General features: G+C 58.1%; 28 protein-coding genes. 15 read left to right on the top strand and 13 right to left on the bottom strand.

Going from position 1 to position 23,222, the window contains the following annotated elements; genetic code table 11:
- Positions 1 to 172 precede the first annotated feature (172 nt).
- Positions 173 to 1,003, bottom strand: coding sequence for a UTP--glucose-1-phosphate uridylyltransferase GalU (gene galU / locus LAT62_RS10290; RefSeq protein ID WP_293383009.1), 831 nt, complete (start codon positions 1,001 to 1,003; stop codon positions 173 to 175).
- Positions 1,004 to 1,383: 380 nt separating this feature from the next.
- Here galU and LAT62_RS10285 point away from each other — a divergent pair, with 380 nt between their 5' ends.
- The gene (locus LAT62_RS10285) at positions 1,384 to 3,123 is read left to right on the top strand and encodes a sugar phosphorylase (protein WP_293383007.1); all 1,740 of its coding nucleotides are present in this window, start codon (positions 1,384 to 1,386) and stop codon (positions 3,121 to 3,123) included.
- Here LAT62_RS10285 and LAT62_RS10280 read toward each other — a convergent pair.
- Positions 3,114 to 3,362 carry a hypothetical protein gene (locus tag LAT62_RS10280; RefSeq protein ID WP_293383005.1) on the bottom strand — a complete coding sequence of 83 codons (249 nt, stop codon included), beginning with the start codon at positions 3,360 to 3,362 and terminating at the stop codon, positions 3,114 to 3,116. The two genes, LAT62_RS10285 and LAT62_RS10280, sit on opposite strands and share 10 nt — an antisense overlap.
- A 108-nt stretch (positions 3,363 to 3,470) precedes the next feature.
- Here LAT62_RS10280 and LAT62_RS10275 point away from each other — a divergent pair, with 108 nt between their 5' ends.
- The 4 genes from LAT62_RS10275 to LAT62_RS10260 all read left to right on the top strand — a co-directional run bounded on the left by LAT62_RS10275 (position 3,471) and on the right by LAT62_RS10260 (position 6,713).
- Entirely contained in the window at positions 3,471 to 4,409 is a 939-nt protein-coding gene (locus LAT62_RS10275) for an ABC transporter ATP-binding protein (RefSeq protein WP_293383002.1), read from the top strand.
- Complete coding sequence (locus LAT62_RS10270) at positions 4,406 to 5,167, top strand: ABC transporter permease (protein ID WP_293382998.1); 762 nt, start codon at positions 4,406 to 4,408, stop codon at positions 5,165 to 5,167. Before LAT62_RS10275 ends, LAT62_RS10270 begins: the two co-directional genes overlap by 4 nt.
- 112 nt (positions 5,168 to 5,279) lie before the next feature.
- Positions 5,280 to 6,278 (top strand): branched-chain amino acid aminotransferase, encoded by a 999-nt coding sequence (locus tag LAT62_RS10265; protein WP_293382995.1) that lies wholly within the window; start codon positions 5,280 to 5,282, stop codon positions 6,276 to 6,278.
- A gap of 78 nt (positions 6,279 to 6,356) precedes the next feature.
- Positions 6,357 to 6,713: a DUF6404 family protein gene (locus LAT62_RS10260; RefSeq protein ID WP_293382992.1), complete on the top strand. Its 357-nt coding sequence runs from the start codon at positions 6,357 to 6,359 to the stop codon at positions 6,711 to 6,713.
- A 129-nt stretch (positions 6,714 to 6,842) separates the two neighbouring features.
- Here the strand turns inward: LAT62_RS10260 and LAT62_RS10255 are convergent, their stop codons facing one another.
- Positions 6,843 to 7,724, bottom strand: a complete 882-nt coding sequence (locus LAT62_RS10255) for a LysR family transcriptional regulator (protein ID WP_367120557.1) — start codon at positions 7,722 to 7,724, stop codon at positions 6,843 to 6,845.
- A gap of 143 nt (positions 7,725 to 7,867) precedes the next feature.
- On the opposite strand from LAT62_RS10255, the gene LAT62_RS10250 reads away from it, so the two are divergent.
- Entirely contained in the window at positions 7,868 to 8,089 is a 222-nt protein-coding gene (locus tag LAT62_RS10250; RefSeq protein WP_293382989.1) for a hypothetical protein, read from the top strand.
- Positions 8,090 to 8,194: 105 nt separating this feature from the next.
- On the opposite strand, the gene LAT62_RS10245 is transcribed toward LAT62_RS10250, so the two are convergent.
- Entirely contained in the window at positions 8,195 to 9,163 is a 969-nt protein-coding gene (locus LAT62_RS10245; protein ID WP_293383013.1) for a LysR family transcriptional regulator, read from the bottom strand.
- A 111-nt stretch (positions 9,164 to 9,274) separates the two neighbouring features.
- Here LAT62_RS10245 and LAT62_RS10240 point away from each other — a divergent pair, with 111 nt between their 5' ends.
- Positions 9,275 to 9,490: a hypothetical protein gene (locus LAT62_RS10240; RefSeq protein ID WP_293382986.1), complete on the top strand. Its 216-nt coding sequence runs from the start codon at positions 9,275 to 9,277 to the stop codon at positions 9,488 to 9,490.
- Positions 9,491 to 9,575: 85 nt separating this feature from the next.
- On the opposite strand, the gene LAT62_RS10235 is transcribed toward LAT62_RS10240, so the two are convergent.
- Both LAT62_RS10235 and LAT62_RS10230 read right to left on the bottom strand, forming a co-directional pair.
- Positions 9,576 to 10,151, bottom strand: coding sequence for a TetR/AcrR family transcriptional regulator (locus LAT62_RS10235; RefSeq protein WP_293382983.1), 576 nt, complete (start codon positions 10,149 to 10,151; stop codon positions 9,576 to 9,578).
- A 2-nt stretch (positions 10,152 to 10,153) separates the two neighbouring features.
- On the bottom strand, positions 10,154 to 11,125 hold the full coding sequence (locus LAT62_RS10230) for an alpha/beta hydrolase (protein WP_293382980.1): 972 nt from the start codon (positions 11,123 to 11,125) through the stop codon (positions 10,154 to 10,156).
- Between the two features lie 136 nt (positions 11,126 to 11,261).
- Between LAT62_RS10230 and LAT62_RS10225 the strand changes: the two genes are divergently transcribed.
- On the top strand, positions 11,262 to 12,122 hold the full coding sequence (locus tag LAT62_RS10225; RefSeq protein ID WP_293382977.1) for an alpha/beta hydrolase: 861 nt from the start codon (positions 11,262 to 11,264) through the stop codon (positions 12,120 to 12,122).
- A 3-nt stretch (positions 12,123 to 12,125) separates the two neighbouring features.
- Here LAT62_RS10225 and LAT62_RS10220 read toward each other — a convergent pair whose 3' ends face one another.
- Positions 12,126 to 12,578 carry an Lrp/AsnC family transcriptional regulator gene (locus LAT62_RS10220; protein ID WP_293382974.1) on the bottom strand — a complete coding sequence of 151 codons (453 nt, stop codon included), beginning with the start codon at positions 12,576 to 12,578 and terminating at the stop codon, positions 12,126 to 12,128.
- 135 nt (positions 12,579 to 12,713) lie between these two features.
- Between LAT62_RS10220 and LAT62_RS10215 the strand changes: the two genes are divergently transcribed.
- A complete protein-coding gene (locus LAT62_RS10215) occupies positions 12,714 to 14,171 on the top strand; it encodes an aminotransferase class V-fold PLP-dependent enzyme (RefSeq protein ID WP_293382971.1) in 1,458 nt (485 codons plus the stop codon).
- A 43-nt stretch (positions 14,172 to 14,214) separates the two neighbouring features.
- On the opposite strand, the gene LAT62_RS10210 is transcribed toward LAT62_RS10215, so the two are convergent.
- The 5 genes from LAT62_RS10210 to LAT62_RS10190 form a co-directional block, all read right to left on the bottom strand.
- Positions 14,215 to 14,949 (bottom strand): DUF305 domain-containing protein, encoded by a 735-nt coding sequence (locus LAT62_RS10210; protein ID WP_293382967.1) that lies wholly within the window; start codon positions 14,947 to 14,949, stop codon positions 14,215 to 14,217.
- A 92-nt stretch (positions 14,950 to 15,041) separates the two neighbouring features.
- Entirely contained in the window at positions 15,042 to 15,431 is a 390-nt protein-coding gene (locus tag LAT62_RS10205) for a hypothetical protein (RefSeq protein WP_293382964.1), read from the bottom strand.
- Between the two features lie 29 nt (positions 15,432 to 15,460).
- Positions 15,461 to 15,661 (bottom strand): hypothetical protein, encoded by a 201-nt coding sequence (locus LAT62_RS10200; protein ID WP_293382961.1) that lies wholly within the window; start codon positions 15,659 to 15,661, stop codon positions 15,461 to 15,463.
- 17 nt (positions 15,662 to 15,678) lie between these two features.
- Positions 15,679 to 17,967: a heavy metal translocating P-type ATPase gene (locus LAT62_RS10195; RefSeq protein ID WP_293382958.1), complete on the bottom strand. Its 2,289-nt coding sequence runs from the start codon at positions 17,965 to 17,967 to the stop codon at positions 15,679 to 15,681.
- A 97-nt stretch (positions 17,968 to 18,064) separates the two neighbouring features.
- Positions 18,065 to 19,012 (bottom strand): sterol desaturase family protein, encoded by a 948-nt coding sequence (locus tag LAT62_RS10190; RefSeq protein WP_293382955.1) that lies wholly within the window; start codon positions 19,010 to 19,012, stop codon positions 18,065 to 18,067.
- A gap of 89 nt (positions 19,013 to 19,101) precedes the next feature.
- On the opposite strand from LAT62_RS10190, the gene LAT62_RS10185 reads away from it, so the two are divergent.
- The 6 genes from LAT62_RS10185 (at position 19,102) to LAT62_RS10160 (ending at position 23,028) form a co-directional block, all read left to right on the top strand.
- Positions 19,102 to 19,866: a helix-turn-helix domain-containing protein gene (locus tag LAT62_RS10185; protein WP_293382952.1), complete on the top strand. Its 765-nt coding sequence runs from the start codon at positions 19,102 to 19,104 to the stop codon at positions 19,864 to 19,866.
- A 163-nt stretch (positions 19,867 to 20,029) separates the two neighbouring features.
- On the top strand, positions 20,030 to 20,635 hold the full coding sequence (locus LAT62_RS10180; protein ID WP_293383011.1) for a ferric reductase-like transmembrane domain-containing protein: 606 nt from the start codon (positions 20,030 to 20,032) through the stop codon (positions 20,633 to 20,635).
- An 85-nt stretch (positions 20,636 to 20,720) separates the two neighbouring features.
- Entirely contained in the window at positions 20,721 to 21,305 is a 585-nt protein-coding gene (locus tag LAT62_RS10175) for an MAPEG family protein (protein ID WP_293382949.1), read from the top strand.
- A gap of 16 nt (positions 21,306 to 21,321) precedes the next feature.
- Entirely contained in the window at positions 21,322 to 22,062 is a 741-nt protein-coding gene (locus LAT62_RS10170; protein ID WP_293382946.1) for an AraC family transcriptional regulator, read from the top strand.
- A gap of 72 nt (positions 22,063 to 22,134) precedes the next feature.
- On the top strand, positions 22,135 to 22,563 hold the full coding sequence (locus LAT62_RS10165) for a VOC family protein (RefSeq protein WP_293382943.1): 429 nt from the start codon (positions 22,135 to 22,137) through the stop codon (positions 22,561 to 22,563).
- Positions 22,564 to 22,590: 27 nt separating this feature from the next.
- Positions 22,591 to 23,028, top strand: coding sequence for a DUF6157 family protein (locus LAT62_RS10160; RefSeq protein ID WP_293382940.1), 438 nt, complete (start codon positions 22,591 to 22,593; stop codon positions 23,026 to 23,028).
- Between the two features lie 36 nt (positions 23,029 to 23,064).
- Here the strand turns inward: LAT62_RS10160 and LAT62_RS16380 are convergent, their stop codons facing one another.
- Positions 23,065 to 23,220: an ATP-binding protein gene (locus LAT62_RS16380; protein ID WP_367120556.1), complete on the bottom strand. Its 156-nt coding sequence runs from the start codon at positions 23,218 to 23,220 to the stop codon at positions 23,065 to 23,067.
- Positions 23,221 to 23,222 lie beyond the last annotated feature (2 nt).

The following is a 23,222-nucleotide window of genomic DNA, read 5'->3' as shown; positions in this document are numbered from 1 at the left end:
TGTTACCGCCGTGAAAGGGCGGTGTCCTAGGCCACTAGACGAAGGGGACGCAACCTTCGCAAGCACTCCGCGAGGAGTGGCGGGTATATTACCAACCCGTTTTTCGAATGCAACCTTTTTATTATGAAAATCAATGCATTACCCGGGGTTGGCGGGCGTCTCCAGTCATCGGTCACTCTGTGTACAGATTTTCATAGACATGGTTGGTGGCAGAAACGAAGCCATCCACACTGCCACAGTCGAACCGCGTGCCCTTGAAACGATAGGCCATCACACAGCCGTCCTGGGCCTGCGTCAGCAGTGCATCGGTGAGCTGAATTTCCTCGTTCTTGCCCGGCTTGGTATTCCGAATGATGTCGAATATGTCCGGGGTCAGGATGTAGCGACCAATGATGGCCAGGTTGGATGGCGCCTTGTCCTTGCTCGGTTTCTCTATCATGTCGTCTACCCGGTAGAGCCCGTCTTTCATGGCTTCACCCTTGATCACACCATACTTGTGGATCTCGTCTTCAGGTACTTCCATGACGGCGACAATGCTGCAGCGGAACTGATTGAATATCTTGACCATCTGGGCCATGACATTGGGCTGCCCGGGGTCCGGCAGGCACAGATCGTCGGCCAATACCACGCCGAAGGGTTCGTTGCCGATCAGGGTTTCACCCGTGAGGATGGCATGACCCAAGCCTTTCATTTCGTTCTGGCGGGTAAACGAGAACTGTGCCTTGGACATGACCGAGCGGATACTCTCGAGATATTTCTCTTTGCCGGAGCCGGAAATCTGGTGTTCCAGTTCGTAAGAAATATCGAAATGGTCGGCTATGGCGCGTTTACCGCGGCCGGTGACAAAGCCGATACGAGTCAGGCCGGCTTCAATGGCTTCCTCGACGCCATATTGCACCAATGGCTTGTTGACCACCGGCATCATTTCTTTCGCCAGTGCTTTGGTGGCGGGAAGGAAGCGGGTGCCGTATCCGGCGACCGGGAACAGACATTTGTTGATCATGGTGTCTCCTTTCTTCAGAGCGATGAGCGGACCAAGTCCGGCTCAGCGTAAGGGTAAAATGTACCTGCAGAGCGCTGAAAAACGACATTGCCCACTTTTCAGGGCCTGCCCGGGCGTCTGTGTTGTAACCCGGGTGGCTGTCGTCTTCTTTTGCCCCTCTGGCTGCAAGCCGCATGCCTACTTGATGACTGCGACCGGTCCTGTGAATATTGTGTCTCTGGCTCGTCACCAACACAAGGCTAACACCCGATCATGACACATTAACGAACAGCAATGGGCATATCGGGTATGAGTTTAGCATGGCAAGGGACACCTCCCTATCGACATGGCCCGGGTGGGCAGTCGACTGATCTTCACTGTGTACAGGAATAGAGAGCACTATGACGGAAATTGATGCCAATACAGCGGCTCGGGTGCGCGCTCACTGTGCTGCCTTGTATCAAGACGCTGTGGCAGATCAGTGCACTCACCGCATTCTGACAATGATTCAAAATAGTGCACTGCACCAGAGTGGTGCAACTCTCCCGGCGCTGTCCGAGCAGGATGTACTGTTGATTACTTACGGCAACAGCATTGAAGAGCCTGGTACAGCGCCACTGCAGACGCTGGACCGGTTTCTGACTGAATGGCTTCCGGAGTTGTCGCACGTGCATATTCTGCCGTTTTTCCCTTACAGCTCGGATGACGGATTTTCCGTCATTGATTACCTGATGCTGGATCCGGCCCTGGGGTCCTGGGCTGATATTCGTCGCCTGGGCGAGTCGCGGGCTCTGATGTTCGATTTCGTGTTGAATCATATTTCACGGGAGAGCGTCTGGTTCGCGGATTTTGTGGCCAACCACCCGCCCGGGAAGGACTATTTCATTGAAATGCCGGAAGACACGGATGTGAGTCAGGTGGTGCGACCGCGCAGCCAGGCACTGCTGGCGCCCATCTACACCCGCCGCGGTGTGCGCCATGTATGGGCAACCTTTTCACCCGACCAGATTGATCTCAATTACGAAAACCCGGAAGTGCTGCTGGAGATGGTGCGCATCTTCATCATCTATCTGGAGCAGGAGGCCAGCCTGATCCGGCTGGATGCGGTGGCTTTTCTGTGGAAGGAACTGGGCACCCGATGCATCCATCTGCCGCAAACCCATGAGGTGGTGAAACTGCTTCGGGTGATTGCCGAGCAGTTGCGCCCGGGCAGCCTGATCATCACCGAGACCAATGTGCCGCATGCGGAGAACCTGTCTTATTTCGGCGACGGGGATGAGGCACACCTGGTTTACCAGTTCGCCTTGCCGCCACTGGTCCTGTACACCATGAACCGCGGCAATGCGGACCTGCTGACCAACTGGGCTCAATCACTGGCCCCGCCGCCACCGGGCTGCACCTTCCTGAATTTTACGGCCTCTCATGATGGCATCGGTCTGCGCGCCCTCGAGGGTATTCTGCCGACGCACGAAATCAGCAGCATCATCGAGTCCATGCAGCAGTTCGGGGGCTATGTCAGCATGCGGGCCAATCCGGATGGCACCGACTCACCCTATGAAATCAACATCACCTATTTCGATGCCATGATGGGTACCCGGCGCGGGCCGGACCAATGGCAAGTTGACCGGTTTATCTGTGCGCAGTCGATCATGCTGGTACTGCAGGGCTTGCCGGCTTTTTACATCCATTCGCTGCTGGGCACCCCGAATGACCAGCGGGGCGTCGAGGTAACTGGCCGGCTGCGCTCGATCAACCGGAAACGGTGGGCCCTGCCGGAACTGACAGCATTGTTGGAGAAGACGGGCACGCCGCAGAGCCAGGTCTATTTTGAAATGCGCCGGCGGATTGCTTTGCGCCAGTCGCTGCCTGCGCTGAGCCCTGATGCAGCACAGAAAATTTATGACCTGGATTCGCATCTGTTTATTGTGCAGCGCGGTGAAGGCGAGGGTATGGTGGTCTGTGTGTTCAATGTGGCACCGCAGGATGTGTCCTTGTCGCTGGTCAAGCTGTTTCACAGTGAGACACTTGGCGCCCTGGACCTGCTGAGCCGACAGCAGCACGGGCCGGGCAAGACGATCGACCTGATGCCTTACCAGTGCCTGTGGCTGGTGCCGGTGGAGGATGAAGGCACCTATTTGTGAGGGGTGTCTTCGCCAACCGGCAGCTCCAATGGCGGTGACGGTTCATCCGGCGCATTGATCAACTCGGTATAGGCCGTGCGGTGAATCAACCGTGCCTTGCCCCGAAACCGTTTGGGGATCTGGTCCCTGGCACGAGTCAGGCTGGGGTAGGGGCGCTCACCCAGTGGGTAGCGCTTGCCGTCGGTGAGGACAAACACCCGATATCCGGCTTCGCTGGCTTCTATAATATAATCACGCATAGTGGATTCTACGACCAGGCCCCTGCATCGGTTTCATGGCATGTTATGATCCGTCGCTGTTCGTTCACACGTAAGGTCGCATCCGACCTGCAAGCGAAAGGATCCTTCGTGCAACCCATCATCTCGGTACAACAGCTGGAAAAAACCTATGAAGGTGGATCTCAGGCCCTCAAGAAGGTCGATCTCGATATCGAACCCGGCGAGATATTTGCCCTGCTTGGTCCCAATGGCGCGGGCAAGACCACGCTGATCAGTATCATCTGTGGCCTGGTGACGCCTACCAGCGGGCGGGTGCTGGCCGATGGCCATGACATCATCTCCGATTTCCGTGCTGCTCGCTCCAAGATTGGCCTGGTGCCTCAGGAACTGGCCACCAATGCCTTCGAGCATGTCATCACCACGGTGCGCTTCAGTCGTGGCCTGTTCGGCAAGCCGCCCAATGAGGCGCACATCGAAAAAGTGCTGCGTGATCTGTCCCTTTGGGACAAGCGGCACACTCGCACCATGGAACTGTCTGGCGGCATGAAGCGGCGTCTGATGATTGCCAAGGCTCTGTCGCACGAGCCACGCATCCTGTTTCTGGACGAGCCGACGGCCGGCGTCGATGTCGAACTGCGCCGCGAGATGTGGGACATGGTGCGGCAACTGCGCGAGAAGGGCGTCACCATCATTTTGACCACCCACTATATCGAAGAAGCCGAGGAGATGGCCGACCGGATTGGCGTGATCAATCAGGGGCGCATTATTCTGGTGGACCGCAAGGATGCGCTGATGAAAAAACTGGGCCGCAAGGAGCTGCGCCTGTCGCTGCATGAGCCTTTGGCTGCCTTACCCGAGGCCCTCAACGGCACTGACCTTGAACTGGTGGATGAAGGCTACCAACTGATCTACCGGTTCGATGCCCAAAGTGATCACGACGACATCTCGAACCTGCTGCACCGGCTCAGCACGGCCGGCATCCAGTATCGGGACCTGCAGACCCGCGAGAGCTCTCTGGAGGATATCTTTGTCGATCTGGTGCATGGCGAGCAGGAGGGCAGCGCATGAACTATTACTCGATCCGTGCCATCTATATTTTCGAGATGTCGCGCACCTGGCGCACCCTGTTGCAGAGCATTGCCACACCGGTCATTTCTACCTGTCTGTATTTCGTCGTTTTCGGGTCAGCCATCGGTTCACAGATGATGGACATAGACGGGGTCAGCTATGGGGCCTTTATCGTGCCGGGCCTGATCATGCTGACACTGCTGATGCAGAGTGTGTCCAACGCCTCGTTCGGCATCTATTTTCCCAAGTTCAACGGCACCATCTATGAGGTGATGTCGGCACCGATTTCCTATATCGAGATCGTTATCGGGTATGTGGGTGCCGCGGCGACCAAGTCGGTCGTGCTGGGGCTGATTATCCTGGTGACCGCGCGGCTTTTTGTGGACTATCAGATTGACCATCCGGTCTGGATGTTCAGCTTTCTGGTACTGACGGCCATCACCTTCAGTTTTCTCGGGTTCATTATCGGTATCTGGGCGGATGGTTTCGAGAAACTGCAGATTGTGCCCATGATGGTGGTGACGCCACTGACCTTTCTGGGCGGTACCTTCTACTCCATCGACATGTTGCCGTCGTTCTGGCAGGGCGTGACCCTGCTGAACCCGATGGTGTACCTGGTGAGTGGCTTCCGCTGGGCTTTCTATGGCACGTCTGACGTACATATTGCCATCAGTCTGGGCATGACTCTGGGCTTTCTGGCCAGTTTTGTTGCCATTACCTGGTGGATTTTCAAAACCGGATACAAGTTGAAGAGCTAGTGTCTCTAGCTTCAACGCATTAAATGCTAGTAAACTGGTCCGCTCAGATTCAGGCAACCGGCCGCCTGGCCGGTGCCTTTCCAGACTAAAATCAATAATAGAGGGATGTGGGATGACCGCCTTTGGTACTGTTTTCATGCCGGAAATGATCGTCAGCGACTTCAATGGCGCGCAGTGGTCGAGCCCGGCGGTGGTGCCCTCGGATTCCCTGCAGCTGCACCCCGGGGCACACGTGTTTCATTACGCCAGCACCTGTTTCGAAGGGCTGAAAGCCTTTCGGCACCCGGATGGCAGCATCAACATTTTTCGCATGGATCGAAACATCAAGCGTATGAGCCAGAGCAGCCGGCTGTTGTCGCTGCCCGAGGTTGATCAGTCGCTGCTGGAAAAAATGATTCTGGATATCACCGAAAAGTTTGCCAGTGAAGTTCCAGAGCCTCCGGGCAGCATGTACATCCGACCGACTCATATCGGTACCGAGGCAGCGATCGGCAAGGCGGCAGCACCGTCCGCGACCTCTCTGCTCTATGTTCTGCTGTCGCCCGTAGGCGACTATTTCAGCGGTGATGCCGGTGCCCTGCGCCTGTTGCTGCGCGAAGAAGGCATGCGCTGTGCCCCGCACATGGGCGAAGTGAAGAGCGGTGGCAATTACGCCAGTGCCTTGCCCTCCATCCTTCAGGCTCGTGCCGAAGTGAAGGCAGACCAGGTGCTGTTCTGCCCCAATGGGGAAGTGCAGGAAACCGGTGCCGCCAACTTCATTCTGTTTGATGACAACGAAGTCATCACCAAGTCACTTGATTCGACCCTGCTGCATGGCGTCACGCGTGACTCCGTGCTGCAACTGGCTCGCGACATGGGCATGTCTGTACAGGAGCGGGACCTCACAGTGGCAGAGCTGCTGGAACGGGCTGCCAAGCCGGGCTGCGAAGCGGCACTGTCCGGCACCGCTGCTGTATTGGCGCCGGTAGGCACATTGATCTATCAGGGCAAGGAACACCGGGTTGGCAGTGGCGAGCCAGGAGCACTGACTACCCGTCTGCGCGGCATGATGAACGATATCCAGTGGGGCAAGGCAGAAGACCCGCATGGTTGGCTGACAAGAGTTGGCTGATCGGGTTGTTGCGGGAAAAAAGGCAGCAACGAATCGACGAAAGGCCGGGATCTCCCGGATAAGGAGTCTGTCGCCGATATGGCTGATGAGGAATTCGACCGTCGTCGCAGTGCAGCGCTTAAACTGCTGGCTGACTCGGGCATGCGCCCAGGCAATTACAATCCGCCGTTGATGAGACTGACGCAGCGCATGGGTATTGAGCTGCGGCCACCGCATTTCATGCCGTTTCATCAGGCGGTACTGGTGTTCGGCATCTACTTCAGCGTGGTCTGGGGGCTGCTGATGTGGCTGCTGTTCTGGTCCAGTGATGGTATGGAGCCGTCCACGGCGGCCAGTACCGCGCTGGCGGCAGGGTTTCTGTTCGGGGTGCTGATGGCCTGCTGGTACAAGTTTGACCGGCGACGGCACAAGTTGCCCAGTTGGGAATCGTTGTAGGCGCCGGCCTTGGCCGCGCTTGGTACCGTAGGAGAGCACCCCGTGCGCGATGGGGCCGGCAGGCCCCTGTAAAATCGGCCAACGGGGTGGCCTCCTACGGAGCACTCGCGCCAGATCCGACCTGCTCGATCAATGAGGCCTTCCCGCCAACCGCTCACTCTGCGCCCGCACCGCCTCAGTCATGAATTCCAGCAGCGACCGAATACGCGCCACATCCCGCAGGTCCGGGTGCAGCAGAAACCAGAGACCATAACTGAGCGAAGGGATAGGCCCGGTCAACTGCACCAGATCCTCGTCTCCATCGGCCAGATAGCAAGGCAAGATGGCCACCCCGATACCCGCCCGCACACTCGCCAGCATGCCAATCAGCGTATCCACGCGAAACTGACAGCGCTTGTCGTGACCCTGATCGGCCATCCACTGCAACAATGGCTGATCGAACAGTCTTGAGCCGGGCCCCACCCAGTCCACCTGATCCAGGTCGACGGACTCCGGTGCAAACAGACCTTTACGGCCATAAACGGCCATGCCCAGATCTACCAGTTTACGGCCTACCAGGTTGTCCGGTGGTGCGTTCGAGGGGCGTATGGCAACGTCTGCTTCGCGCTTGGTCAGATTGAACCGCTGGTTGGACACCGCCACATCCAGTGTGATGCCCGGGTAGGCCTGGCGAAAATCCCTGAACAGCGGGGCCAGCAGGCCGGTCATCATGCTGTCGGTGGTCGTCACCCAGACGGCCCCGGTGGGCTGCAGATCACGACCGACAACCCGGCGTTCGGCGCTGAGCACGAAGGCTTCCATCTGGCGTGCATGGTCGGCCAGTTCTTCGCCGGCCAGGGTGGGTGTGTAGCCAGTCCGCGATCGCTCGAAGAGCATGACGCCCAGTCGCTGCTCGATTTCTCCCAGCCGCCGGAATATGGTGGCGTGACTGACCTGAAGGTGTCGCGCCGCCCCGGAGAGCGAGCCGGCCTCTGCAATGGCCAGTATGGTCTCGAAATCATCCCAGTGTATGCGATGAGGGCCACCGCTCTTTTCAGACGATTTGGAATCTACCTGTCCGATTATGCAAACTCCGTTAACGTTTTTAGGGAATTATATTGCAATACTGATAAGGCTAGCATGAGTTCACCATTCAGGACAAAAGAGATTGAACCATGACACAGCCACATTGCTCAGAACTGAACCGCTTCAAAACCTATCAGGGCGCGTTCCGGTTGGGTGCCGGTCTGACAGGCCAGAGCCGGATTCCGGAGGCCTACCGTTGGTCGGATGATCGCATCAGAACGGACCGGGTGCAGAGCGTCGCAAGAGCGGCGCGCGCTGGGCTGGTGCGTCGACTGATTCGGCGGTTGCTCGCCGGCCTTGGCCGCGCTTGATATCGTAGGAGCGCACCCCGTGCGCGATGGGGCCGCAGGCCCCTGTAAAATCGGCCAACGGGGTGGCCTCCTACGGAACTCTTGCGCCAGATCTAACTTGCACGGTCAAAGGGGCCTTCCCGCCAGCCAATCCGCCTGCGGGCGAATGGTTTCGGTCATGAAGTCCAGCAGGCAGCGTATCCGGGCCACATCGCGGAGATCCGGGTGCATCAGCACCCAGAGCCCGACGGTCAGTTCAGGCACCGGGTCGGTCAATTGCACCAGGTCGTCCTTCTGGCTGGCCAGATAACAGGGCAGGGCAGCGACACCGATGCCGGCTCTTGCGCCGGCCAGGATGCCACTGACCGAATCAACCCGGTAATGGCACTGGTCTTCCAGATTCTGGTCGATCATCCAGTCGAACATGGGCAGGTCGGTCAGGTGGGCGCCAGGCCCAACCCAAGGCAATTGCCGGAGCGCTTCCATCGTTTCGAAAACGGGTTCGTCTCCCACCAGACTGCGCGCACCATAGACGGCCATGCCCAGGTCCACCACGCGACGACCCACCAGATTTTCCGGCGGGTTGTTGGTGGGCCGGATGGCCACATCCGCTTCCCGCTTGGTCAGATTGAACAGTTGATGGGATACGGCGATATCCAGCGTTATATCGGGATACTGCCGGCGGAACTCGGCCAGCAGAGGCGACATCAGGCCCGCCAGCAGAGAATCCGTGGTGGTGATCCAGACGGCCCCGGCGGGCTTGAGATCACGGCCGGCGACCCGCCGTGCGGCCGACATGACTTCTTCTTCGATACGCAGCGCCGCACTGGCCATCTCTTCGCCAGACTGGGTGGGCCGATAGCCTCGCCGGGATCGCTCGAACAGCTTCACACCCATCCGTTTTTCTATATCACCGATACGTCGAAACACAGTGGCGTGATTGACCTTTAGCTGTCTGGCCGCCCCGGAAAGTGATCCTGTCTCGGCAATGGCCAGAACAGTCTCGAAGTCATCCCAGTGAACCTTGCTTGGGGAACCCGGACTCCAGAGCTTGCTGCCCCGGGGTCTCTGGTATGTCGATTTGCTCTGTTCGATTTTGCAAACTCCGTTTTATCGAATTGGGGATTTTATGATCAGCGCTTTCAGCATAGCATGCGCTCAGTAAATCGACAGGCCCATTAACCAGACCAATAGGAGGACATTACTATGAGCCGCGATCTTCAGAGCAACACCTTCAGCGCCTACCGTCCTGCTTTCCTGTTGGGTGGCATGGTTCCGAGCAGCTCTTTCCGCACTTCTGCGCCTGACGTAGAGCAGTGGTCAGAAGACCGAATCGACACCCGCTGGGTTGAGAGCCGGGCCAGCCAGCACAAGGCTGCCATGGTACGCACCTTGTTCAAGCGCGTTTTTGCGCGCAGCTGATCAGTCAGCCAAACCGTTTACGTATCCCTCGTTGTTCCGCTGCCCGGTTTTCCGCGCAGCGGTTTTTTTTGTCTGACCACTTCAGTCATCCACGGGGCGGCAGCTCGCGCAGCCCCTGTTCCTGTTGTCGGATCAGCAGTTCGAAACTGTCATCCAGATCCAGCGGCATGGCAAAACCACCAGCAATCTCCAGCGAAACGAAGCCATGCAGGGCACTGCGCAGACAGCGAATGGCATGCAGTGCACGCTCACCTTCCAGCCCATAGCCGGACAGCACCGCCAGCAAGACCTCCAGGCTGGCACGTCCGGCCGCCTGCAAGTCGGCGTCATCATGTTCAGTGGATGCGAGCGTCATTCGGTACAGCGCCGGTTGCGTTTGCGCAAAGTGCCGATAGGCATGACAGAGGCTGTGCAGGGCGGCTGATTCGGAGCGCCCGATAACGGCGTTCTTCAGGTCGGACTCGAGCAGCCTCAGACCACGAAGCCGCAGTATGTATTTCAGGTCGTCGATACTGCGTACGTGATTGTAGAGGGACGGTGGCTTGATACCGAGTTTTTTGGCCAGCGCGACAAAAGTGAGCCCTTGCTCACCTTGTTCCTGAATGAGTTCCAGGCTGGCCTCGACCAGCCTGTCCTGATTGACCCCGGGCCGTTTTGGCATTGTCAGTCTCCCGCCTGAGAGGTGACGGGAGGTGAGCCTTCCCGACCCTGGTTACGCAGAAACGGCATCAGGGCGTGCAGCGTGTCTTCGGGCTTTTCCGCCTGAGGATAATGTCCGGCATCTTCGATCAGGGCGATCTCACCGTTCAGTTGCGCCGCAATCCACTCGGCCTCTTCCTCCGGGTCGGTATAGTCCGGGTCCAGCGTACCCATGATAATCAATGTCGGCTGGGAAACCTGGGCCAGCCTGGCTTCCACCTCGGCATCACTGCGGTCAATCATGCCTTTTACCGCATCGAAGCGATAGGGCTCCGACAGGTTGGCGCGCAGGCGGGCTCTGTAGTGGTCATGGTCTTCCGGCTTTTCATCAGTGAACAGGGTGTTGTGAAACCAGAGCCAAGAGCGGATCTTCCAAGGGCCATTGAACAGAACGGTCATGCCTACTCGTTGTATCAGACTGATCTCATGGTCGCGCACAAAGGGCCCGATCATGACTATGCTGTGCACGGCATCGGGGTTTTCCGTGGCGGCCCAAACGGCCACCCCGGCGCTGAAGGAATTGCCCACTACGACCGCCGGGCCACGATCCACGTGGTCAATCAGGGCCAGCAGATCCCGGCTTACCGACTCGGTACTGTAGCTATCCCAGGGCACGCTGGTCTCACCGTGGCCGCGCAGATCCATGGTGACGGCCGTGTAGCCAGCCGCGGCCAGTTCCGGAGCCATAAACCGGTAGCTTTGGCGCAGGTCGCCCAATCCGGGCAGCATGATCACCAATGGGCCCTCACCCTGAAGGTCATAAGCGAGGGTACCCTGGTCGGTTTTCAGGGTTTGAGTGTCCGGCATGGTAGTGGCCTCCAAATCAGGTTCCGGCAATGACTGGCAGGCGGTCAAAGACAGGCCTGCCAGTGCCAGAAGCGTCATAATGATGGTACTGGATGAAAACAGGTCAAGGTAGCGAATGGGTATTAGCATGCGGTCTAAATCTCATTGAACAAGATAAGCTAATTATAGTAGTTTATAAACTAATGACAATAGTTTATTGACGAATAATGTCTGCCTAGGCAAGCTGACACCTGCCTGAATACCCAGCAGAGGCTCTTGAACCGATATGCAGCAGATCGCGGATACCGCAGTTGGCCCCATAGAATACCGTCTTGAATCCGGTCAGCCTGAAGCTGCGGGCCAGTCATGCCCGGTGGTGCTGGTACTGAACGGCGGTCATGCCAGTCGAGACAGCCGGTTTGGACATGAAAAGCTGACCGCAGAAGGCTTTACGGTGCTGACTCCGTCGCGCCCCGGCTATGACGACACGCCGCCAACGGTCGGCAAAACTGCCCAGGCTGCGGCGGATGCGATGGTGGCGCTGCTGGATGAACTGGATATCGAAACGGTGGACGTCATCGGCATTTCTGCCGCTGGCCCTACCGCGCTGGCACTGGCTTCCCGGCGCCCCGACAGAGTGCGGCGTCTGGTGCTCGAATGTGCCATGACATGGCCCTGGGGGCCGGTTATCAAAAGGCGGGCGAGCCGGTTGTTCGGGCCGTCCCAGGGCTTCACCTGGGCCATGGTCAGAGGACTGCTGAAGGTGGCACCGCGGCTGACCATGAAAGCCATGCTGGCCGAAATGACCACGCTGGACGCCGGAGAGGTGCTTGATCGCATGTCGGCGGAAGAACGGGCCTATGTGCGCCAGGTGTTCATGACGTCCCGCTCCGGTCAGGGGTTTGTGCTTGATCTGGAGCATGAAATCTCCGACCTGTCCGAAATATCAGTGCCGGTGCTCGCCCTCTATTCACCGAATGACAAAACCGTCCCACCGGCTCACGCTGAGCGTGTTCGCGACGAGGTGCCCGGCGCCGAGCTGGTATCGGTGCCGTCCGATAGCCACTTTATCTGGATCGGGTCCTGTGCCGAGCAGGTGTGGCAGCGACGTCTGGCCTTTCTGCGCTCCGGCCAGACAGGACAATAGCGTTCAGAGGGGAAGCTCGGTGGTGTACTTGAGCTGCTCCATGGCAAACCCGCTGCTGACGTCGGACAGGCGAACCCGGCTGACCAGCCTCTTGTAGAAACGGTCATAAGCCGAGATATCCTCCACCACAACCCGCAACAGGTAGTCCACATCGCCGCTCATGCGATAGGCCTCCATGACTTCGGGCATGTCCACGACGGCCTCGGTAAAGTCCTGCAGCCAGACGTCATTGTGTTCATTGGTCTTGATGAACACGAAGACATCAATACCCAGATTCAGTGGTGCCCGGTTCAGCAGGGCCACGCGCCGGCGAATATACCCTTTCTCTTCCAGAGCCTGAATGCGACGCCAGCATGGGCTGGTGCTCAGGTTGACCCGCTCTGCCAGAGCGGCAACGGACAGGGTGGCGTCCTGCTGCAGCAGGCGCAGCAGCTCGCGATCAATAGTGTCGAGCAATGAAATACTCCCTAAATAATAAATTATAGAATTCCATGCCTTAAACTAGTGTTTATTACGCAAAATTTGAAACATTTTCTGCCGGCTATCGACGCATACTGTGTTGACTTGGATGGTTAACAGGAACCGGTACTCATGAAAGCTCAGCCTGCGGCGCAACAGACCGACTGGAACCAGATTCGACAGCACACCATCGATCTGCCCGGAGGTCGCCTCTACGCCGACTGGACTGCAAGCGGGCGCCTCTATCGGCCCATCGAAGAGCGGCTGATTGAGGAGTTCGGTCCCTGGATGGCCAATACACACACTGAGGACAGCCTCAGTGGTCAGTTCATGACCGGGGTACTGCAGGAAGCCGAAACGATGCTGCGCCAGCACGTCAATGCCGGTGAGCGGGACGTGTTGCTGTTTGCGGGCAATGGCATGACCGGGGCGCTGGCCAAGCTGATTCGGATGCTGGGGCTCTGGGTACACGAGCAGCATCGGGCGGCCGTGCTGGCACAGATACCGAATCGGCCTCTGGTCTATATCACCCACATGGAGCACCACTCCAACCACACTCCATGGTTGGAGACGCTGGCCGAGGTGAAGGTCATACCAGCAACAGAAACGGGCGAGGTGGATCTGGCATGGCTGGCCGAAGACCTGCAGGATCAGACAGGTCGGCCCCTGTTGCTGGCCTCTGTCACCGCCGCCAGCAATGTGACTGGTGTTGCAGCGCCGTATCGCGCCATTGCAAGCCTGCTGCATCAGTATCAGGGCTACTGTCTGGTCGACTTTGCCTGTGCCGCCCCCTATGTCGATATCGATATGCATCCGGCAGACGAAGAACCGCTGGATGCGGTGTTCTTCTCGCCGCACAAGTTTCTGGGCGGGCCGGGCAGCTCCGGGGTGCTGGTGTTCAATCGGGGCCTGTATCACAACCGGGTACCGGATCAGCCGGGCGGCGGTACTGTGCTCTGGACCAACCCCTGGGGTGAGCATCGCTACTTCGATGATATTGCTGAGCGCGAGTCGGGCGGCACGCCAGGAGTGCTGCAGGCCATAAAGGCAGCGCTGGCGGCACAACTGAAAAAAGAAATGGGAACAGCAGACATGGCGCATCGGGAGCAGCTGCTGAATCAGGTCTTTTTCGAGCGTCTGGATGAGTGCCCGGGAGTGCAGGTGCTCGCGAGCCATCAACGACAGCGCCTGAGTGTTTTCTCGCTGCTGTTCAATCAGGTTCACTACAGCGAGGCGGTGCAGCAACTCAGCCGGGAGTGGGGCATCGAAGCCCGGGGCGGGTGCGGCTGTGCCGGCACCTATGGACACTATCTGCTCGATATCGACCGCGCCACAAGTCAGCGCATCACCTCCCAACTGGATCAAGGGGACCTGTCGGTCAAGCCCGGCTGGGTGCGGTTGAGCTTCCATCCCATGATGACAGTGAAGGACGTGGAGCGTATTGCCGACGCGGTCAGAGCTGTGTCTATGCCGTCAGGCCCGACTCACCGGAAGGGCAAGCCGGGCGCTTCGTCACGGGATCAGAAGCGATACTCGCTGACCACAGCCGTTTCGCCCTCGCTGGTAAACGCGACGGCATCAAAGTCCTGATAACGGCCCACTTCCATGCCTGGAGAACTCAGGGGCATGCCGGCTACCTGGCCAGCCAGGCGCGCATGTCGCGAATTTCACGCTCCTGCTCCCGGATCACGGCCTCTGCCAGGGTGCGCAGTTCGGTGTCTTCGCTGTAGCGCAACAGTATGTAGGCCATGTCGATGGCGGCTTCATGGTGCGGGATCATGCCCAGTACGAAGTCGCGATTGATGTCACCCGTCGGCATGACCATCATGTCGCGCATCATGCGGGTATTGGCGCGCTCATAGCCGGACCGGATGTCTGCCGCATGGTCGCCGGGTCGCGGCTCACCATAGGCGTCCAGCCAGGCTTCCATCTCTGCGATCTCGGTTTTCTGGGCCTGAATGATGTCCTCCGCCAGAGCCAGCAGCTCCGGGTCCGAGCCCTCGGACAGCAGTGTTTCTGCCATATCGATGGCGCCCTGATGGTGGGGAATCATGCCGCGGACAAAGTCGTAGTCGGCATCTCCGGTCAGCTCGAAGCCGTGCATGTCTTCCATCATCCGTTGATGGTCGTGCATGAAGGGATGGCCTTCACCCATCTGGTGAGCCTCGCCGTGCATGCCCTCATGGTGGCCCTGAGAGCCACTCATTCTGTCGTGCATCATCATGTGCCCGCCGTCCTGCATCATCATGCCAGGCCCGCTATGGTCGCCATGGTGGTCGTCGTGATGAGGATGTGAGCAGCCCGCAAGTGCTGCAGTTGATACGGTCAGCAGCCCCAGAGCTGCAATAGTACGAATGTTCGTTTTCATGGTGTTAACCCTGTTCTGGCAGACAGCCGGCCTGGCCCAATACCAGTTGCCGCTGTCGGCATATCAAATTTTAATCAACCGTGTGTGCTGGTTCAGAACAGGTGTTTGGGGGGTGGGGTTGCAGGCTGACCCTGTGCAATGGGTGCGCCCACATGAGCGGACAGTGCAGTGCCTGCCCCTGGCGGGGAAAGCTCGGTGCTGACGGACGGTGCCAGGGAGATCAGCAGGCAGAGCTCAACGCAGGGGCTGTCGGCCCCAGGATGAGAAACTGCCGGAAGAGACGTGTGTCCATCGGCATGCGGATGACCGGCATGCACCGACTCTGAGTCGTTCAGGCCTGATCCGCTGGTGTCGATCTGAGCGGTGTGACCTGCCATGCCACCGGCATGAACAGAGGCCTGCACCGGCCCAATGACGCCCATGACCAGCACCAGCAGTGCAGCCATCAGGCGTCTTGTCGATTGGGCTCTGAACAGTTTCATGTTATCCGTCTGTTTTGTTGGCCGCCGGGTCAGCGGCGGGCATTGGGCCAACGGGCAAAGGCAAGAAAATACAGAAAAAGTATGTTCGCCACTGGCACAAACATCAGCAGGCTCCAGAAGCCGGAAAAACCGGCTTTCTTCGTGATGCGCCAGAATGGCAGCAGCATGATGATCATGAAAATCAGCATGCCAATACCGTGGCCCGCCCATTCAGTTTCCCAACTCATCATCTTGTCGTCTCCTTGATTTACGCGGTCTGTGCACGACGATACCGGCGCCGCAATAGAATGGAATTGCCGATTACTGACAGCGAACTGGCCGTCATGGCGATGACCCCGATCATGGGATGCAGCAGGCCAACAGCAGCAATCGGTATGGCCGCTACATTATAGACGCTGGCCCAGATCAGATTCTGCACTATTTTGCCGAAGGTGGCATGTGACAGCGCCATGGCCTCCACTACCCCGGTCAGTTCGCCGCGCACCAGGGTGACATCGGCCGCCTCGATGGCGATATCGGCACCGGCGCCGATGGCAATGCCCACATTGGCCTGCTTCAGCGCCGGAGCGTCATTGATGCCATCGCCCACCATGGCCACATGCTCGCCGAAGCGTTGCTGCAGTGCCTTGATGGCATCGACCTTGCCTTCCGGCAAGACGCCCGCCTGGACTTCGTCAATACCCACCTGGTCGGCAATGGCTCTTGCCGCGCGCTCGTTGTCGCCGGTCACCATGACTACGTGCAGGCCCTTTGCGTGCATCCCGCGTATGGCATCAACCGACTCATCCTTGAGGGTATCGGCAACAGCCAGCAGGCCGCGAGCCTGTCCGTCCACCGCGACCAGCACCACGGTGCGGCCCTGGCTCTCGAGCCGGTCCAGGTCAGCATCCAAAGCGTCGAGACCCTTGACTTGTTCCTCGGCCAGCAAGCGGCGATTGCCGATGAGTACAGATTGACCGCCCACCTGCCCGGCGACACCCCGCGCTGCGGTGGAGTGAAAATTGTCGACGGCGTCCGGTTCGATGCCGTCAGCTCGGGCGCCGGCCACTATGGCCTGGGCAATCGGGTGTTCAGACGCATTTTCCAGCGCTGCAGCCCAGCGCAGCAATTCGTTCCTCTGTACACCGGACGCTGGCACGACATCCGTTAATTTGGGTTCGCCGCGGGTAATGGTGCCGGTCTTGTCGAGCACCATAACCTTGATGTCCTTGAACGACTGAATGGCGGCGCCGGAGCGGATCAGAATGCCACGCTCAGCCCCCAGACCGGACCCAACCATCAGGGCAGTTGGCGTAGCAAGACCCAATGCACAGGGGCAGGCAATCACCAGCACCGCGATGGCCGCCAGCATACCCAGCAACGGTGTGGAGACCTCCGGATTGACCCAGGGCAGAAAGCCGGAGCCCCATTCCAGTATGGGTCGCAGCAGATCGGGGAAGGTCCACCAGACCAGCATGCTGCCGAGCGCAATCAGAATCACCACGGGTACAAAGCGCCCGGTCATGCGGTCGGCGAATTCCTGAATCGGTACCTGGGAGCCCTGGGCCTGCTCCACCATGCGAATAACCTGAGACAGAAAGGTGTCGTTACCGATGCGGGTGGCTTTCACCCGCAGGCGGCCTCCACTGTTGATGGTGGCGCCAATCACCGTGTCGCCCGGGCCTTTTTCCACTGGCACGGACTCACCCGTGGCCAGAGATTCATCGACATGACTGTGACCATCCACGACTTCACCGTCAGTCGGGATCTTCTCACCGGGGCGTACCACCATGATGTCACCGGGTTGCAGTTCCCGGATGTCCACTTCTTCTTCCTGTCCAGCTCGCTCGATACGGGCGGTGCGGGCGCCCATGTCCAGCAGTTTGCGGATGGCCTGGGACGCGCGGCCCTTGGCTTTTGCTTCCAGATAGCGTCCCAGCAGGTGGAACGTCATGATGGTCGCGGCCATCTCGATAAAGGAGGTCATGGGAAAGAAGAAGCCGACCAGCCCGATAAAGTAGGGCGGCAGGCTGCCCAGACTGATCAGCACATCCATGTTGAAGGTGCGATTCTTCAGTGATTTCCAACTGGCCCGGTGCGTCGCAGCGCCGCCGAGCAGAAAAACGACGGGGAAGGCCAGGATCGCCACAATACCCAGATACCCGGGCACCGGCGCAATGAACATGTGCGGGATCATCAGCAGCATGATCAGGGTGGCGGGGATGGCCGCAATCCAGAAGCGCCGCCAGGCCTGCTTCAGGTAGATTTCCTCTACCTCTGCTTCGGCCTCGTTGTCCTGTTCATCGCCACTGGCCACCCGAGCTACCTCATAGCCGGCATTTTCGACCGTTTGCCGCAGCTTGTCGGCATCCGGTCCGCCCTGCTGCAGCGTGACCGTTACTCTGTGGTTGCTGATGTTGGTGTGGATGCCGTCAATGCCCGACAGGCGGTCCAGACTGCTGCGCACGATACCGGCGCAATGATCCGACCCCATACCGGGTACCGTCAGCTTGACGGTCTTTGGTGCTTTGGTTTCCTTGATCGGTGCGTCTGACATGTTCAGACCCTCAGTTTGGGAAAGTGTACTGGACGCTGCTCTCGAACAGTCGCCCTTGGTGCTGATCTTTAGTCTGCTCCTTCCAGCCACTGGAAGGTCAAGCTTTTGTTTTCACGGTACTGGAATCCGGCATGGGCCTGGGGTTTTGCATGTCCACGAAGGGCTGAACCAACTGCGCCCGATAGTCTTTTGGATAGTCGTCGCGACCCCCGATACCCAGTTCGGCGCTGGTGCTGGGTGTTGCGCCCTTCTGATAATGAAAAGTGCCCATCAGCAGGTCATACAGGTTGGTAAACAGGCCATAGTTGTAGTTGCCATTTTTATCATTGGTATGATGGAAGCGGTGGGTCTCTGCGTGGGCGAACACGAATTTGAGCGGGCCCAGTCGGTAGTCTGCATTACTGTGCTGAGCCAGCAGCGACAGTGACACCAGAAACGGCAGAGTGATGGCAACCTCAAACGGGACGCCCAGCAGAAGCAGTGGCAGAACGCCAGTCAGTGTCTCAATCAGTTGGTGCAGCGGGTGCTTCATCAGGCCGTTGAAGCCATAAAGTCGTTTGACGCTGTGGTGGACGGCGTGCAAAGCCCACAGCGTATGGAATTTGTGGCTTGCATGGTGTGCTGCGGCGATGCCCATATCCAGAATCAGAACGGCGAACAGGACCTGAGCCCAGAAGGGCCATTCGGTTGGCCAGGTGAACACCGAGAGCACTGCCTGCGCCCAGAATGGCCACTCAGCGGGCCAGACACCGTCCGAAAGGCTCATCCAGGCAAACAGGGGCAGAGTCCAGAGCAGGGCACGATTGAGGGTCAGGTTGACAACAGCATGCAGCCAGTCTCGCCGAATATCTCCGTGCGGCCGGTTCCACTCGGGCTGGTATGGAATGCTGTGCTCGACCAGAAAAGTGAGGCCAATTGCGAGTGCCAGCACACCGAGCATCGGCAGAATACCGTGACCTGTGGCTGCCAGATGGATGATCCACGCACTCATGCCCAGAAACAGCACAGGCCAGGACCCATAGCGCAGAACAGCTTTTGTCATCATGTCTGAACTCCCGTTGAAGGTTGTGTCGAGGTTCAAAGCATGTCTGAATGTTCGAGACGTGAATTGAATAAACTGGCAGATTAGCCCTCATGAATGTCTTTCAGCTCTTTTTCTGGTCGCACAGATTGCTGATTGTCGGCCCGGCGATCGAAACCGAGCCACATCAGCATCATGCCAGCCAGTTTGCGCTGGGTCTTGGTGGGCCGGTCGTGTTCAGAAATCTCGACAGCGGACAGCGCATCGAGGGCGACTTCGCCTGGATTCAGCCCGATACACCACATGCCTTGTGCGCGTCAGCCGCTCCTTGCTGTCTCCTGTATACCGACGCAGAGAGCCGTGAATGTGCCAGTGCTTGTGCCTGGTTTGGTCATCAACCGTTTGTTCATGCCAAGTTGCCAGAGGCGCTGAGTGCCGCACGACAATTCATTGTGGGCAGTCAACTGGATGTGAATTCAGCGAGTGCGTTTGTAGAGGCGTTGCCCTGGTATCAGGGGGCACCAGACAGTCGTCCACTGGACATTCGCCTGCAGCGGGCACTGGCCTATCTTGATCAGAACCTAGAAGGCGATGTCAGTATTGGTGCTGTAGCTGCCGCCAGTGCCGCCTCTGAAAGCTGGCTAAGCCACGCTTTTACCGATGTCATCGGTATTCCTGTGCGCCGATTCGTGTTGTGGGCCCGATTGCGGGCTGCGATCATCATTGCACGAGAGGGCGGGACGCTGACCGATGCAGCAGCAACGGCAGGTTTTTCCGATGCGGCACACTTTACCCGGGTGTTTCGCGAGGCATTTGGCATCACACCGTCATTGCTGTTCGGTCGGCATGCGCCGGTCGTTATCCATGTGATGGAATGATCAGCCCCTCATTGGCAGTCGGCAGGTGTTATAAAGTAACATGGTGCAGTCACCGTTTCGGCGAAGGGAAAGTATGATGCGCCGCTTTCGAGCTCCAAATGCACGTTTCCGACACTTGCTTGTCCTATTGCTGAGCGGGATCCTGATCGGCGTATTCAGCTTGGTGCACAGTCAATGGGAACCGCTGCATCGCTGGAACCGGGCGTTTGGTGACACCGCTCTGATATTGCTGGCGCTCGCCATGGCATTGGGGCCGCTGGCGGCACTGTTTCCGCGCGCCCGGGGCGGGCTGGTCTGGCGCCGTCAGGTAGGTATCTGGGCCATGATGCTGGCGCTGGTGCATGTGGTCATCATCCTGCATGCCTGGGTGGAGTGGAACCTGATTCGTTTGTTCGGCTTCGAGTACAGCCCGATGTTTCGCCGCTACATCATGCACCAGCATGGTTTTGGCCTGGCCAATGCCGTGGGCATTCTGGCGCTGTTGTTCGGCCTGGTGCTGATGCTGACCTCCAACGACCGGTCAGTACGGTGGCTTACGCCGACAGTCTGGCATTACCTGCATCGAGGGGCGGTGACTTTCTGGTGGTTGGTCGTTGTTCACGTCGGCTATTTTCTCTTCATTCATTTTCTTGATGTCCGAAGACCCATGCTGGAGCCCAATCCTCTGCAATGGCCTTTTGTGATGCTGATCATCCTGGTGTCATCGCTGCGTGGCGCTGCTTTTATGTTGCAATGGGACCAGATTCGACGCTCGAACAATCGCCAGTGACAAAGCCATACAGGCTTTTCGTTGCAGCAGGTGGCAGGCCTTTGGACAATGCAAGACTGGCGTGAACCAGATGGATTGATTCGATATGGCACCTGAACGGAAACCGCATTTTCTCGATTCGCCTGACCAGATTGATATGGGGCGTGCCGAAAAGTCGATCAGGACAGGCGGTACGGTCAGCTTGCTGATCGTATTGGGGGCCGGGTCTCTGGGCTACTGGCTGCTGCCCGGTGTGATCCGCTTTCCCGAGGCATTGGCAGAACGGCTGGCGTTCGCCGCCCAGGTCAGCAGCATCATACTGTTCTGTTTGCTGGTTGCCGTTGGCATGGTCTCGACTGGGCGACGTTTCTCAGCGGAGGACATTGGCGGTGCCGCGGCAGGGCCACCCAGCGAGCGACTCGCCATCAAGTCCGCGTTTCTGCAGAATACCTTGGAGCAGGCGGTGTTGGCAGTCGGGTTTTACCTGGCCTTTGCGGCTCTGGTTTCTGGCCCATGGTTGTCGGTACTGCCGGTCAGTGCGGCCTGTTTTGTGGTGGGTCGGGTGCTGTTCTATCGCGGCTATGTCAGAGGGGTCGAAGGTCGGGCATTCGGGATGACCTTGACCATGATGCCCGTGATATTGGGGTACCCTGCGGTGTTTGTGCTGATGATCTTGAACGCTTTGGGATAAGCAACGAGGGCACTGTATGTATAGTCCTGTCTCGGATGGCATTGAGAAAACCGCGCAGTCTGTGCGCTATACAGAAGCGATGCCACCAAATGATCTGGCCGAATGGGTACATTGTTTTTGGGAGCTCAAGACAGTCAGCGCACTGCAGGAAGACTTTCAGTTGCATGCCTTGCCGGATGCCTGTGTGAACATACTGTTGAATCAGCATGACACCGAGATAGCCGGCATCACGGCACTGAGAACGACTTATGAGGTGCTCAATCTGGGCAAGTGGTTTCATTATGTGGGTGTTCAACTGCTTCCGGGCGTATGGAAGGGAGATCCTGCCGAGATTTCAGACAGCTTCGTAGGCAATCCCTACCTGGGCCCATTACCGTTGATCAGCACGAACAAGGCGCTTTCAGGACTTGCATTTGCCGATATGCATTCAGGGCTGGCAGACCTGATTCGATGGCTGGTCGATAAAAAAATCGTGGTGGCCAATACCGTGACTGCAGCCATTCTGGCCAACCTTGATGATATCCGCAGTGTGGCTGATATGGCCGCTGCTTCTGGCCTGTCGCCACGCCAACTGCAGCGCGTGCTCAGCCGGACAACCGGTTTTGCACCGCACGACTTGCTGAAAATACTGCGTTTGCAACAGTCGATCCGCCAAGACTACCTGATGTCGTACACCGACCAGGCTCACTTCATCCACTCATTCAAGAGAATCACGGGCTATACCCCAGCCCGCTACTTCAGCAAGTTTCGTGTCTGATTTCTACAATACCAACCATGGTCGAAGGGTGAGAATACGCAGGCAATCAACGAAACAGCAGGAACTTTGACCATGACAACTGTAGCACCCTATATGACGTTCAGCGGAACTTGTGAAGAAGCATTTACCTACTACAAAAGCGTTTTCGGTGGTGAGATGCTGATGCTGCGCTTTGACCAGTTTGGAGATGAGCCAGGCAACCCGATGAGCGAGCAGGACAAGCAACTGATCGCCTTCGCCTCACTGGACCTGGGCGGGCCGGAGCAGCAGCTCAGAGGCGATGATGCGCCGTCATTCATGCCGCCGCTGACTCAGGGCAACAATGCAAAGGTGATGCTGGATGTCGATAGCCCGGCAGAAGTGGATCGCCTGTTCGCGGCCCTCAATGGAGGGCACACCATGATGGGCCCACAGGACACGGAATGGGCCGAGCGGTTCGCCATGTGCGCCGACCAGTTCGGCGTTCAGTGGGTACTCAACTTTGCCGGAAACAAGGGCTGAGGGGGAGAGCCCTGATGAGATGACACCATGGCCACAACCAATATCCCCAACTGCTTTATCTCGGTCGCACCCGACTGCCCTGTGCTTGTGGCGGAGACCCCGCCCTCGAGAGCACGGAGGTCAATACCGGAAATAGAGTTCGAAATGCTGTCATCTCACCCGTATTCATATACTTCTGACGATGTGCTGTATGCCGCCAATGGTCAGCGCCGTGGCCTCTCCAGAGAGGCCTTTTTCAGCAGAAAGCAGCCAGACTTCCGGCTGTCTCCACTGACCAAACGCTATGGCTGGGGGGTACACAGTGATGCAGAATGCAAGATCGCGTTAATTGCAGTTGAGTCCATCGAGTATCAAGTGCTGGCCAGTGACTTATCTTTAAGACAACTGAGAGCCAATCGCTCAAGTCGCAAAGCCAATACTCGGACGACATCCAAAGACTTCCTGCCATCCACAGTTAAACGCTGAAGTTTCAGAGAGTCCGCATTATGCGACACAGGCCTCTCACCGACTCTGCCTGGGCAGTTCAACGCGAAACTGAGCACCACCCAGTGGGCTCGTCCCGGCGCTGATGGTGCCCCTGTGCAGTGCGATGATCTGATGAGCGATCGACAGCCCCATGCCATGTCCGCCGGTATCCCGGTTGCGGGCTTCGTCCAGGC

Source organism: Natronospirillum sp. (genome assembly GCF_022565775.1).
GTDB lineage: Bacteria > Pseudomonadota > Gammaproteobacteria > Pseudomonadales > Natronospirillaceae > Natronospirillum.
This window is presented reverse-complemented; position numbering and strand designations above follow the sequence as displayed.

Bases quoted from the DNA above. Each gene is read 5' to 3' on its own strand.
- LAT62_RS10235 (WP_293382983.1), bottom strand. From the start codon at position 10,151: ATGCCAAAACGGCCCGGGGTCAATCAGGACAGGCTGGTCGAGGCCAGC.
- LAT62_RS10260 (WP_293382992.1), top strand. From the start codon at position 6,357: ATGGCTGATGAGGAATTCGACCGTCGTCGCAGTGCAGCGCTTAAACTG.
- LAT62_RS10160 (WP_293382940.1), top strand. From the start codon at position 22,591: ATGGCCACAACCAATATCCCCAACTGCTTTATCTCGGTCGCACCCGAC.
- LAT62_RS10285 (WP_293383007.1), top strand. From the start codon at position 1,384: ATGACGGAAATTGATGCCAATACAGCGGCTCGGGTGCGCGCTCACTGT.
- galU (WP_293383009.1), bottom strand. From the start codon at position 1,003: ATGATCAACAAATGTCTGTTCCCGGTCGCCGGATACGGCACCCGCTTC.
- LAT62_RS10270 (WP_293382998.1), top strand. From the start codon at position 4,406: ATGAACTATTACTCGATCCGTGCCATCTATATTTTCGAGATGTCGCGC.
- LAT62_RS10200 (WP_293382961.1), bottom strand. From the start codon at position 15,661: ATGATGAGTTGGGAAACTGAATGGGCGGGCCACGGTATTGGCATGCTG.
- LAT62_RS10265 (WP_293382995.1), top strand. From the start codon at position 5,280: ATGACCGCCTTTGGTACTGTTTTCATGCCGGAAATGATCGTCAGCGAC.
- LAT62_RS10170 (WP_293382946.1), top strand. From the start codon at position 21,322: ATGTATAGTCCTGTCTCGGATGGCATTGAGAAAACCGCGCAGTCTGTG.
- LAT62_RS10195 (WP_293382958.1), bottom strand. From the start codon at position 17,967: ATGTCAGACGCACCGATCAAGGAAACCAAAGCACCAAAGACCGTCAAG.
- LAT62_RS10250 (WP_293382989.1), top strand. From the start codon at position 7,868: ATGACACAGCCACATTGCTCAGAACTGAACCGCTTCAAAACCTATCAG.
- LAT62_RS10230 (WP_293382980.1), bottom strand. From the start codon at position 11,125: ATGCTAATACCCATTCGCTACCTTGACCTGTTTTCATCCAGTACCATC.
- LAT62_RS10175 (WP_293382949.1), top strand. From the start codon at position 20,721: ATGGCACCTGAACGGAAACCGCATTTTCTCGATTCGCCTGACCAGATT.
- LAT62_RS10165 (WP_293382943.1), top strand. From the start codon at position 22,135: ATGACAACTGTAGCACCCTATATGACGTTCAGCGGAACTTGTGAAGAA.
- LAT62_RS10185 (WP_293382952.1), top strand. From the start codon at position 19,102: ATGAATGTCTTTCAGCTCTTTTTCTGGTCGCACAGATTGCTGATTGTC.
- LAT62_RS10240 (WP_293382986.1), top strand. From the start codon at position 9,275: ATGAGCCGCGATCTTCAGAGCAACACCTTCAGCGCCTACCGTCCTGCT.
- LAT62_RS10215 (WP_293382971.1), top strand. From the start codon at position 12,714: ATGAAAGCTCAGCCTGCGGCGCAACAGACCGACTGGAACCAGATTCGA.
- LAT62_RS10205 (WP_293382964.1), bottom strand. From the start codon at position 15,431: ATGAAACTGTTCAGAGCCCAATCGACAAGACGCCTGATGGCTGCACTG.
- LAT62_RS10190 (WP_293382955.1), bottom strand. From the start codon at position 19,012: ATGATGACAAAAGCTGTTCTGCGCTATGGGTCCTGGCCTGTGCTGTTT.
- LAT62_RS10225 (WP_293382977.1), top strand. From the start codon at position 11,262: ATGCAGCAGATCGCGGATACCGCAGTTGGCCCCATAGAATACCGTCTT.
- LAT62_RS10280 (WP_293383005.1), bottom strand. From the start codon at position 3,362: ATGCGTGATTATATTATAGAAGCCAGCGAAGCCGGATATCGGGTGTTT.
- LAT62_RS10210 (WP_293382967.1), bottom strand. From the start codon at position 14,949: ATGAAAACGAACATTCGTACTATTGCAGCTCTGGGGCTGCTGACCGTA.